The 9,463-nt window shown below is 49.5% G+C and carries 17 protein-coding genes; 12 read left to right on the top strand and 5 right to left on the bottom strand.

Translation table 11 applies throughout. The features are described from left to right. Window positions 1-127: 127 nt before the first annotated feature. The 4 genes from TY09_RS16770 to TY09_RS16755 form a co-directional block, all read right to left on the bottom strand. On the bottom strand, window positions 128-1,315 hold the full coding sequence (locus TY09_RS16770) for a tyrosine-type recombinase/integrase (RefSeq protein WP_042436734.1): 1,188 nt from the start codon (window positions 1,313-1,315) through the stop codon (window positions 128-130). A 136-nt stretch (window positions 1,316-1,451) separates the two neighbouring features. Then, the gene (locus TY09_RS17790) at window positions 1,452-2,420 is read right to left on the bottom strand and encodes a zinc ribbon domain-containing protein (protein ID WP_052335755.1); all 969 of its coding nucleotides are present in this window, start codon (window positions 2,418-2,420) and stop codon (window positions 1,452-1,454) included. A gap of 122 nt (window positions 2,421-2,542) precedes the next feature. Further along, window positions 2,543-2,965, bottom strand: coding sequence for an ImmA/IrrE family metallo-endopeptidase (locus TY09_RS16760; RefSeq protein WP_042436732.1), 423 nt, complete (start codon window positions 2,963-2,965; stop codon window positions 2,543-2,545). A 20-nt stretch (window positions 2,966-2,985) separates the two neighbouring features. Beyond that, window positions 2,986-3,354: a helix-turn-helix domain-containing protein gene (locus TY09_RS16755; protein WP_042436730.1), complete on the bottom strand. Its 369-nt coding sequence runs from the start codon at window positions 3,352-3,354 to the stop codon at window positions 2,986-2,988. 150 nt (window positions 3,355-3,504) lie between these two features. Here TY09_RS16755 and TY09_RS16750 point away from each other — a divergent pair, with 150 nt between their 5' ends. The 3 genes from TY09_RS16750 (at window position 3,505) to TY09_RS16740 (ending at window position 4,338) form a co-directional block, all read left to right on the top strand. Next, window positions 3,505-3,735 (top strand): helix-turn-helix domain-containing protein, encoded by a 231-nt coding sequence (locus tag TY09_RS16750; protein ID WP_042436728.1) that lies wholly within the window; start codon window positions 3,505-3,507, stop codon window positions 3,733-3,735. A gap of 52 nt (window positions 3,736-3,787) precedes the next feature. Continuing rightward, a complete protein-coding gene (locus TY09_RS16745) occupies window positions 3,788-3,976 on the top strand; it encodes a hypothetical protein (protein WP_042436725.1) in 189 nt (62 codons plus the stop codon). 122 nt (window positions 3,977-4,098) lie between these two features. Then, entirely contained in the window at window positions 4,099-4,338 is a 240-nt protein-coding gene (locus TY09_RS16740; protein ID WP_052335753.1) for a hypothetical protein, read from the top strand. 322 nt (window positions 4,339-4,660) lie between these two features. Here the strand turns inward: TY09_RS16740 and TY09_RS18085 are convergent, their stop codons facing one another. Then, entirely contained in the window at window positions 4,661-4,861 is a 201-nt protein-coding gene (locus TY09_RS18085) for a KTSC domain-containing protein (RefSeq protein ID WP_074432649.1), read from the bottom strand. Window positions 4,862-4,935: 74 nt separating this feature from the next. Between TY09_RS18085 and TY09_RS18480 the strand changes: the two genes are divergently transcribed. The 9 genes from TY09_RS18480 to TY09_RS16700 form a co-directional block, all read left to right on the top strand. Beyond that, window positions 4,936-5,103, top strand: a complete 168-nt coding sequence (locus tag TY09_RS18480) for a hypothetical protein (RefSeq protein WP_157037059.1) — start codon at window positions 4,936-4,938, stop codon at window positions 5,101-5,103. 43 nt (window positions 5,104-5,146) lie between these two features. Then, a complete protein-coding gene (locus tag TY09_RS16735) occupies window positions 5,147-5,959 on the top strand; it encodes a hypothetical protein (protein WP_042436722.1) in 813 nt (270 codons plus the stop codon). Next, entirely contained in the window at window positions 5,944-6,150 is a 207-nt protein-coding gene (locus TY09_RS16730; RefSeq protein WP_042436719.1) for a hypothetical protein, read from the top strand. The genes TY09_RS16735 and TY09_RS16730 overlap by 16 nt, the downstream gene beginning before the upstream one ends. A 23-nt stretch (window positions 6,151-6,173) precedes the next feature. Further along, a complete protein-coding gene (locus TY09_RS16725; RefSeq protein WP_052335751.1) occupies window positions 6,174-6,524 on the top strand; it encodes a sporulation initiation factor Spo0A C-terminal domain-containing protein in 351 nt (116 codons plus the stop codon). After that, entirely contained in the window at window positions 6,514-6,825 is a 312-nt protein-coding gene (locus tag TY09_RS16720; protein WP_042436716.1) for a hypothetical protein, read from the top strand. The genes TY09_RS16725 and TY09_RS16720 overlap by 11 nt, the downstream gene beginning before the upstream one ends. Next, the gene (locus TY09_RS16715; protein ID WP_042436712.1) at window positions 6,794-6,976 is read left to right on the top strand and encodes a hypothetical protein; all 183 of its coding nucleotides are present in this window, start codon (window positions 6,794-6,796) and stop codon (window positions 6,974-6,976) included. The genes TY09_RS16720 and TY09_RS16715 overlap by 32 nt, the downstream gene beginning before the upstream one ends. A gap of 14 nt (window positions 6,977-6,990) precedes the next feature. Beyond that, window positions 6,991-7,521: a hypothetical protein gene (locus TY09_RS16710; protein ID WP_052335750.1), complete on the top strand. Its 531-nt coding sequence runs from the start codon at window positions 6,991-6,993 to the stop codon at window positions 7,519-7,521. After that, window positions 7,521-8,849: a DUF2800 domain-containing protein gene (locus tag TY09_RS16705; RefSeq protein ID WP_074432648.1), complete on the top strand. Its 1,329-nt coding sequence runs from the start codon at window positions 7,521-7,523 to the stop codon at window positions 8,847-8,849. Before TY09_RS16710 ends, TY09_RS16705 begins: the two co-directional genes overlap by 1 nt. Window positions 8,850-8,870: 21 nt before the next feature. Then, the coding region (locus TY09_RS16700; RefSeq protein WP_042436709.1) for a DUF2815 family protein at window positions 8,871-9,463 on the top strand (593 nt) is incomplete at its 3' end.

Here is a 9,463-nt window from a genome sequence, read left to right as displayed (position 1 = left end):
TATTTGATTAAGGAAAAACCGCATCAGACGGCCATTTGTTGGCTATTTGATGCGGTTTTTCTTTTGCTTTAAAATTGGTGGGAATTGTCCTGAATTCGGGGGCGTTGCTACGGGGTTGCTACGGATTTTAAGAGAGTTTTTCGATCGATTTTGAAAGTTTTTCAGCCGACTGGAAGATATAACTCTCGATGTCAACGCTAAAATTGGAGTGCCCCATCAAGGCAATGAAATCTTCTTCCTGTACTCCGGCGGCACTCATACGCGTTGCAAAGGTTCGTCTGGTCGCGTGAGGTGTCAGCTTTCGCACTCCGATTTCTTCCAGAGCTGCATAGAAGCATTTCTCGCGAAAACTTTTTGCCGTATACGGTTTTCTATCCGGTCGGCAGAAAATAGTATCTCCGCCCTTGTTCATCCACTCGTCCAAAATTGGTTTTACTTTATGATGCACAGGAACCACCTTGTTTTTCCCGGCATCGGTTTTAATGCCTCCGTACAGGGCACACACGCCGTTCTTTTCATGTACGCTCATTTTATTGAGCATGAGAAACTCGGTGATTCGTAGGCCGGTGTAGCACATAAAATAGATACAGTCCGCAAAGGGGACTTTCCCCACCGCGTTTTCTATTTTTTTCAGTTCCAGATCGGTGAAACAATCTTTGACCGATCCGCCCTTTTTCGGCAGCACCAGAAATTCTGCGTAATTCTTGTTGATAATATCGTTTTGCATTGCGTATTTGTAAAGCAGACCCATCAAAACTTTAATATCATGTAGAGCGGAATAAGACATTGGCGGCAGCATTACCGGCTGACCGTCTTTTTCGATGGGCTCCCCTTTTTTATTCAGCTTGGGGCGTTCAATTTGTAATGCGTCAATAATTTTCTGTATTTGTGCAGTACGCAGTTCTCGGAATTTTTCCTGATGCAGCGGGGCCAGTTTGGAAAAAGCCGCTCGATAGCTGTCCTCTAACTGCTTCGATTTGTCTTTCAGACCGATCGGCTGCCATTCGTCGTAAAGCTCTTGCAAAGTTATATTGAGCTTAGTCGTCGGATTGCGCCGATAATCCTCAAGCGCATCTTTTGCCTCTTGTGCTGTGCTGTAATGGCCGATAATCTGCCGCGAACCGGTTTTATTGGCCGGCGTAGCCGCTACCCAAGGGCGGGTTTTTAAGTCCTTGCGTTTGTAAACGGAGCCAGTATAATTTTCTCGTTTTAGGACTCGCCGCTTTGTAACAGGCTTTCGTTGGTCTTGTCCACACCAAGGGCAATAAAGCCACGCATCAGACAATTCTACCTGACACTTTTTGCAAATAGACATAAAAATACCCTCCTTATTGATTTTGGAGGGCTGATCTGATACAATATAGTTATAGTTGCATTTTATGTACCGTCAGCCCCCAAGTTGATGGTTGCCGCTCGTTCCGGGTACCAGCCGGAATGGGCGGTTTTTTTATTTATACTTTCCAGCGGTGGCCGCAGTTGAGGCATGTAACCACAACTTTCCCGGAGCCGATGCCGCCAGCGGCTGCGCCTAAAACTCCAACCGTAAATACGCCAACTGCAGCCTTTCCTACCCCAAAGCCTTTCTTATTGGCACTCAGAGAAGTCGAGCCGCATTTGGGGCAACAGGCCACACCGTTTGCTTTGTTTTCTTTTATGCGTTCTTTCTTCGAGAGGGGCTTAGGTTGGGTTATTTTCGCAGCCTCTTTTTGACGATTAATTTCTCGCCCTTCTTCAACTGTACGCTGCCAGAAACCTTTTTTATCCTCGTGCTTTGCTGCTATGCGAACAGCTTGAATTTGGCCCGAATCTCCAGATTTAATAGTTCGCAGTCCTTCTCCCTTTTCGCCGCATTTGGGGCAACGCTGGGCCTGTTCAAGAAGAATTTCCCCACAGTTCAAGCATATTTTTATGGGGTGGCCTGTGGCTGCGTTCTCAACCCGGATTGGTTCTTCGCCTCCAATCGGAGTCCCACACTCTGAACAAAACTTCCCGCCTGAGAATTCCGCGCCACAATTAGGGCACCACTTAACCGTCGCTAAATTACCTTTAACCGAGGTCGGCTCTACAGGCTTTAAATCCGGCGCATCGGCGGGCGTGGGCTTAAGTTCATCAAAACTTTTCAACGGAACCATTCCTCTAAGCTTTAAATACAACAACTCAAATTCATTGTTTTTGGTATACTGGAACAACACGCTGTTTTTGTTTGTCGCGGCCATGTTTACAGTCACATCGTACCCCGCTCCATCAATGGTACAAACTGTTAGGAATCCATTTTTAGTGAATGAGCCTTTTTGAAAAATGAAATTCGTTACTTCTCTCAATGGAAATTCCGTTGATCCACGCCCAATGTTGTTTGAAATAATAATCGAGTTGTCAGAAACGGATATTGACTTGAAAACCCCTTTTAAAGCTTTATCCATATTTTCCCCTCCTTGTTATTGACATATTATTCCAATATGCTACAATATTTTCAAAGGGTTTCTTTTATCGGGAGCCTCTGCCTTACCCCACATACTACTGCGAATAGTATGTGGGGCTTTTCTTATGCCCTTTTTCTCTGACATGCAGAAAAATAATAGTCCAGCGCTTTTTGGATGAACGGCTCCGGCAGATCAAAATACTCAGCCAGTTGCCAACGCTCGGTATATCCGTGCCTTATCGCGGAATGCAGTTCTTCGAACGGTATGTATCTCTCAATTGCCCAGCGATTGGCCTTATACTCGTGTTTTTCAATTAGATCAAGAGGGCTACTCACTTTATGCGTACAACCAGTCGCACAGTGGCCGAGTTCATGGGCGAGGATGCGTTTCATTTCAGGTATGCTCCCTACTCGGAATGGGTCTAAGAAGATAGCATATCGATCGTTCAGTTCAATGGTAACGCTTGTTTCTTCTCCTACATCGTAGGTGTAAAAGGCGACCTGCTGCGATCTCATATCCTCGTATAGATTATTCATTTCTACCATGTGAGAAATCTCCACAAAAATTATTCGTCTTTTTCTTTGTCTTGCTGCTGTTTAAAAAACTTTGCCATTTCAAGAAGCTTCTGCTTATTTTCCTCTGTCAGCTCCTTGGATTCGTCAAGGAAGGCGTATGTGAAATCATCGAAAGTGATATCGTACTCATCAGCAGGTCCCTCATCCCAACCCATTAAATATTCTGGGGTAGTTTGCAGAGCGGATGCTAGAATTTCCACCTTACTTAAAGGGATATTTTTAATCGCACCAGATTCATACCTTTGTAAAGTTGATTTACTCATTCCAGTTAAGTCCGCCAAATCTTGAAAGCTAAGGTTCAACTTTTGTCTCTGATTTTTGATTCTCTCTACTATGTCCATCATTGAGGATTCATTCATCTGGTCAACACCCTTTCATGAGGATATAATACACCATTCGGATTATATATGCAACATTTATTTTAAATTTGTTGCATTAATGGGTTGACTTTCTCTTCTAGATGATTTATTATGAAATCGTCCCAAATATGCAACAAGGGAGGTGCCTTAATGGATGCAAATTTGCTTCGCGCTCAAATGGCCAGAAAAGGGAAAACTCAATCACAGGTAGCTAAAGCTATTGGTATTTCTGAAAATTCTATGAGCAGAAAGCTTCTTGGAAAGCGAGAATTTAGGTTGTCAGAAGTGCAAAAGTTGTGCTGCTATCTCGACATACTTGATCCTAAAGAGATTTTTTTGCCCGATTCGTCCCAAAAATGCAACGAGCCAAAAGAGAGTTAGCTTTTTAACTTTGCAAGACGATCATCGCGCAGCTTAGAAAGGAGGCAAAGCCATGCCAATCAGGTTGACCGTTCATAAAACACCAGATGCTAGTGCTGGGCTGAGTGGACATGTCCGCATCAGTCCAGAAGCGGAAGTTGTTATCCGGCAGCTCATGCGTGAAACCGGGCTATCTGCTCGCAGTATTGTTTCTCAGATTGTCATTCAGTCTGCTGAGCAAATAGAGATTTGCGAGATTTAACAGCACTAGATTCTTAATCTCAGTATACCATCCCCCTCCCCCATTTCAAGGGGCGAAAAAAGCACTGTCCCATAAACCGGACAGAGATCATACAGTAAATTATGGAAAGGAGGCCACACAACGTGCAAGACACAGAAATTCTCAGTTGTGATAAGGTCACGATCGAAGCGGCTGCAAAGTATCTGAATGCCGACCCGCAGTATATCCGCCTCGGCTTGCAGCAAAACCGGCTCCCTTATGGAAACGCTGTAAAAAATCCCGGCGGCCGATGGTCGTATCACATTAGCCCTGGTTTGCTGGTAGCGTACAAACGCGGAACGCTCTCGATGATGCTACAACCGGTAGAGCAACCCGCCTCATGACCGCCGCCTGCACCCGCTGCAAGCGGGTCTGGATCGTAAGCATCAGGACAAGCCCTGTCGGATATGTCTGCCCGGACTGTGATTTACGGCAGAGGTACATAGCGGCGGGGGTGATTGTGCCAATGGAAAGGAGGAGCGAGCATGACAAAAGAGCAGATTGAGAATCTCGAAAGATTAGGCCTTCCGATTGTGGAATTTTTGAGAGGCTTCGGTAATCCGTACGCGTCTGTCATCATCACAGAAGACTCTATTCGCTGTGTTACGGACGTCGCTGGAATACCTGTAAAAAGCAAGAGCGACCTAAACTAGGCCGCCCCCGAACTTATACCCTGTGATATGGGTGCTGTTTGTCAAGCCTTGATAATGCTGAGCCGAGAGAACTCGAATTCAAAAAGTCTCGGTATTCGGAGCTAGTTACTCCCATGTACTGGTATACAGCTCCGTCATGGAACTCTACTTCCATGACATTGCCTGCCCAGCCAACGCTTCTTATCCGGCTTGAAGATACAGGTTGTCTATTCATCATTTGCACCTCCCTTCTCTGTCAATATTTTACATCTTTTGCAGAAAAGGGGCAAGCAAGAAAGGAGTGAGCATATGAAAACATACCTTCGCGACTTTTACGGCTGCACGGCATCCATCACGGACAAGCGTGACGGATCAGCTCGTTTGGTTGTACGTCTTAGCAACGGCAAGAAGATGCACGACAAGGCCCACAAAAACCGCAACGCTGCGCTCTCTGCGTGGTATCGCATGGGTGCGTGAGTGGGGAGGCTGGAATGGAGATAAGAAAGGAGAGCGACCCACCATGTTTGATGGAGACCCATTCGACACCGGCACACCGAAGTATAGTTCGGCGACAGATATTTACGACGCTCTACAGCAGATGGAGAGTGGAGAGGAAATTGGCATCTTAGCTGATATGTTTTCGGATGTCAGCTGGGAGGGACAGGATTACTACTACACCGACAATGCCGCGAAGCTGGTTGAGCGGTGGGAAAAAATTACCGATTACGGCGATAAGATATGGTTAATGGACGTAGCGATTTGGCAGCTCTCTGACGAGGACGCAAACGAGTGGATGTATCAAATCCTGTGCAATGACGACCTCGCAAAACGGATCGGGTTCAAAAAGTTGTTTGTCGAAAATGTCCTCGGCGGCATGAGCAGTCAGTACAAGGCCGCTGTGAAAGCATTTGAGGAAGAGCTGCAGGAATTTGATCGAAACGATTTTTATGAAAATTCTAAGGCCCTTGCTGCCGCCCTGTCGTCGATCAACTGGTGCGTTGCCTCGAATCCCTACGGAAAACTCTGCTCCGCGGTTTATGACAAACTGAAAGGGTTACGACTGGATGTGGAGAGACAGCTCATAGTCGAGAGCCGCGCCATGCTGACCGGATATGATGACTTTATGTTTGGTCTGCGAGCAAACCAAGCGCTGTATGATGAGCAGGAACGGGCGTACCAAAGCAAGGCGGCCAGATTACAGGCTGATTATGATGTCGCAAAACGGCTTCTGCTATCCATGGCGCAGGAACAAGGACTCGTGCTCCAGCTGCCGGATGCTCCTCTACAACTCGCCGCATCAAATAAGGAGGAATCACCATGCACGACATCTTAATTTTCGCACTGGCCTTGTCGTTCGCTGTGCTGTCGATCTCTTATGCTCGGCTGGCTGGCAAGGTGTACCGGCTGGAACGCCGCACCCGCAACACTTTTCAGGCGACACAGGATGCCCTGAACAAAGGAAAAGCCGCCACCCGACTGCAATCGGATAGCGGCGCACAAGTAAATATTCTACCAAGATTTTAATCTGAAAGAGAGGATTTGTCAAGATGAACAACATTACTCTTGCCCTGCAGGGGATAGGCGTACCCGCTCATGTGGTGGGCTACGAGTACTTAAAATCGGCGCTGTCTATCTGCATGGATAACCCCAAAGCGGTTTACAGCATGACTACCGGGCTGTACCCGGCCATCGCCAAAACGCACGGTACCACGCCCTCAAAGGTTGAGCGTGGTATCCGGCACGCGATTGAAATTTGCTGGGACCGCTGCGATATAAGCACCTTGGCAAGCACATTCGGACCGATCGTAGGGGCCCGGGAAAAGCGGCCCGCAAATTCTGAATTTATCGCCGCGCTGGCGGAGCAGCTGAGGATGGAGGCGGATGCCAATGCAAATTGATATGGCTCAAGAGATTGAGAATACCAAGCTGGAATTCCGTGCACGCTGGGCTCAGGAATGGAAAGCGTCCTACTGCGAAGACCATGGAATTTATCTGTACGGCACGCGCAGACCCGATATCTCTCGCGCCCCAGAACCACCTAGATGTCTCTATAATGACCCGGAATTCGTGGGCGTTCGTTGGGAAACCGGTTTTGCGGTAATCACTGCAGAGGCTTTCAGAAAAATGTCTCAATCCAAAATCAATATATTAATAGGAGGTAGCTCGCATGAAAAACGTCACAATGTCGATCGACGGTAACAAATTGCTGATCGAGATCGACCTTTCGCAGAACTTCGGCCTCTCGAGCAGCGGCAAGTCGATCTGCATCGCGTCCAGTGAGGGAAACAAGGCTGTTCCCGGCACCGAGGATATTAAAATCGGCCTGAATGTGTACAGGCCCAACAAATAAAGGAGGATCCACATATGGATATCAATATCAACGTACGCGGAACGATCACCCTGGCCGCGGACAAGCTGTTACTGGCCGCTCTGTCGGGCTCCGATAACCACCAGCAGGATGTTATCCCCCTGCCGCAGACCGCAGCAGAGCAGACAGCAAGGGCGCAGGTCGTCTCTGCTTCCGCGCCGACGGCTGCCCCTGCTCCTGTGCAGCAGTATCAGCCTGCCGCACCGATAAACCCTACCCCTGCGCCGCAGCAGGCCGCGCCGATTGTCCCGCCCCCCAATGCACCGACTATGGCGCCGCCTGCAATGCCCGCCTCTGCATATCCTGCGCCTACAGCAATGCCGGTTAACCCGGCTCCGGTAGCTACGGCTCCTGCATACGCTATGGAGGATTTGGCACGGGCGGCGTCTCAGCTGATGGACGCAGGTAAACAGCAGGATCTGCTTGGCCTGCTGGCTCAGTTTGGGGTGCAGGCGCTGACCCAGCTACCCAAAGAACGCTACGGCGAATTCGCTACTACGCTGCGCCAGATGGGGGCGAAGCTCTGATGGCAGATCGCAAGCATGCTCTTTTAACTGCTTCCGGTGCTCACCGGTGGATGTCTTGTACCCCCTCCGCACGGCTGGAAGAAACTCTACCGGACAGCACCAGCGAATACGCCAAGGAAGGCACTCTGGCCCACAGCATCGCAGAACTGAAGGTCAGAAAGAAATTTATTGAGCCAATGGGGCCGAAAGCTTTTAATACCAGGATGAACAAGCTGAAAAAGGACCCTTTGTACCAAGAAGAAATGCAGGCTTGCACCGATGGGTATCTGGACTACATTACCGGTGTGTCGATGCAATACCCTTCCCGTCCCTACATGGCCGTGGAGAAAAAACTGGACTTCTCTCGGTACGTCCCTGAGGGCTGGGGTACCGGTGACTGCATCATCATCGGCGGCAACACCCTGCATGTGATCGACTACAAGCATGGCAAAGGCGTACCGGTCAGTCCGGAAGATAATCCGCAGCTGAAACTGTATGGTCTCGGCGCTCTGGAAGCTTACGGCATGCTTTACGACATACACAATATTGTACTCACGATCTTCCAGCCCCGCGCAGACGGTGATACCGTTAAAGAGTGGAGTATATCCCGCGACGATCTGGCCAACTGGGGCGTGTTTACCGTGCGGCCCTTGGCAGAAAAAGCCTTCGCTGGTGAAGGTGAATTCCACGGCGGCGACTGGTGCCGGTTCTGCCGGGCGCGAAACACCTGCCGGGCCCGCGCGGATCAGTATACTGCCCTCGAAGATTTCGGCAGCCCCCACAGCAAAACAGTAACCGGCACACTACCGATGCCGCCATTGCTTTCTGACGCCGAAGTTGGCGCAGTTCTGGAAAAAGCTGTCTCCCTCGAAAAGTGGGTGTCTGACTTAAAAGAGTATGCACTTACCGCTTGCCTTGCTGGCAAAGAGATACCCGGTTGGAAAGCGGTTGAGGGGCGAAAAACTCGGATATGGGACGACCCCGACGCCGCGTTTGCAGATATCACCGCCGCAGGCATCGAAGAAGCTATGCTGTACGAGCGTAAACCGCTGACCTTGGCGGGCATTGAAAAGATGCTGGGAAAAGCCCGCTTTACAGAGGTTGCTGGCACTCACGTCACTGTATCCAATGGCAAACCTGCTTTAGCACCTTTGTCTGATAGTCGCGAAGCAATTAGCTTGAAACCCAGCGCAGCAGAGGACTTCACCCCGAATGCTGGTACCGCCGAACCCGCAGAAGAAAAACCTTTGAGCAAAGCTGAAAAAATGTTTCGAGGACTGCCACCTTATGACGGTCCCTCTAACATAGTACGAAGTGACCCTTATTTCGCAAAAGCAAATAATCTTTAAATAAAAAGGAGTCTTACATTTATGGCTAACACAAATCCCGCACATATCGTTTTGAGGAACGTCCGTCTCTCTTACACACATCTGGATAAACCCTATGCCTCTCAGCCGGGGCAGGACCCCAAATACAGCTGCACTGTGTTGGTACCGAAAAACCCCGCTACCAACCGTGCAATGATCGACGCCGCGATCGCTGCCGCCACCGCAAAGGCAATTGAGAAATACGGCAAGGCCTTCCCTGCAACGCCGAAGGTCAGTGTGCATGATGGCGACGGCGTCCGCCCGTCCGACGGCCAGCCGTTCGGCGACGAGTGCAAAGGATGCTGGGTGTTCACCGCGTCCAACAAATCCCCGGTTACGGTGGTCGATCTTAACCTGCAGCCGATTCTGGACGCGACACAGATCTATTCCGGTATGTACGCAAATGTCGGTGTTACGTTCTTTGGCTATAACGCTCCACAGAACAAAGGTGTCGGCGTTGCACTGGACAACGTCCAGAAGATCGCGGAAGGCGAAGCGCTGGGCGGCTCCCGTGCCAGCGTAGAGGACGACTTCGGCGCAGAACCGCAGGTCTCCACTCCTTACACCCCGGCATACCAGCAGGTACCCGCAGCACC

This window comes from Faecalispora jeddahensis, assembly GCF_000577335.1.
Classification (GTDB): domain Bacteria; phylum Bacillota; class Clostridia; order Oscillospirales; family Acutalibacteraceae; genus Faecalispora; species Faecalispora jeddahensis.
The sequence above is the reverse complement of the archived record's forward strand: the minus strand, read 5'-3'. Positions and strand labels throughout refer to the sequence as shown.

What these genes read in the sequence shown, in the direction of transcription:
- TY09_RS16770 (WP_042436734.1), bottom strand. Translation starts at nt 1,315, where the DNA reads ATGTCTATTTGCAAAAAGTGTCAGGTAGAATTGTCTGATGCGTGGCTT.
- TY09_RS17790 (WP_052335755.1), bottom strand. Translation starts at nt 2,420, where the DNA reads ATGGATAAAGCTTTAAAAGGGGTTTTCAAGTCAATATCCGTTTCTGAC.
- TY09_RS16760 (WP_042436732.1), bottom strand. Translation starts at nt 2,965, where the DNA reads ATGGTAGAAATGAATAATCTATACGAGGATATGAGATCGCAGCAGGTC.
- TY09_RS16755 (WP_042436730.1), bottom strand. Translation starts at nt 3,354, where the DNA reads ATGAATGAATCCTCAATGATGGACATAGTAGAGAGAATCAAAAATCAG.
- TY09_RS16750 (WP_042436728.1), top strand. Translation starts at nt 3,505, where the DNA reads ATGGATGCAAATTTGCTTCGCGCTCAAATGGCCAGAAAAGGGAAAACT.
- TY09_RS16745 (WP_042436725.1), top strand. Translation starts at nt 3,788, where the DNA reads ATGCCAATCAGGTTGACCGTTCATAAAACACCAGATGCTAGTGCTGGG.
- TY09_RS18085 (WP_074432649.1), bottom strand. Translation starts at nt 4,861, where the DNA reads ATGAATAGACAACCTGTATCTTCAAGCCGGATAAGAAGCGTTGGCTGG.
- TY09_RS18480 (WP_157037059.1), top strand. Translation starts at nt 4,936, where the DNA reads ATGAAAACATACCTTCGCGACTTTTACGGCTGCACGGCATCCATCACG.
- TY09_RS16735 (WP_042436722.1), top strand. Translation starts at nt 5,147, where the DNA reads ATGTTTGATGGAGACCCATTCGACACCGGCACACCGAAGTATAGTTCG.
- TY09_RS16730 (WP_042436719.1), top strand. Translation starts at nt 5,944, where the DNA reads ATGCACGACATCTTAATTTTCGCACTGGCCTTGTCGTTCGCTGTGCTG.
- TY09_RS16725 (WP_052335751.1), top strand. Translation starts at nt 6,174, where the DNA reads ATGAACAACATTACTCTTGCCCTGCAGGGGATAGGCGTACCCGCTCAT.
- TY09_RS16720 (WP_042436716.1), top strand. Translation starts at nt 6,514, where the DNA reads ATGCAAATTGATATGGCTCAAGAGATTGAGAATACCAAGCTGGAATTC.
- TY09_RS16715 (WP_042436712.1), top strand. Translation starts at nt 6,794, where the DNA reads ATGAAAAACGTCACAATGTCGATCGACGGTAACAAATTGCTGATCGAG.
- TY09_RS16710 (WP_052335750.1), top strand. Translation starts at nt 6,991, where the DNA reads ATGGATATCAATATCAACGTACGCGGAACGATCACCCTGGCCGCGGAC.
- TY09_RS16705 (WP_074432648.1), top strand. Translation starts at nt 7,521, where the DNA reads ATGGCAGATCGCAAGCATGCTCTTTTAACTGCTTCCGGTGCTCACCGG.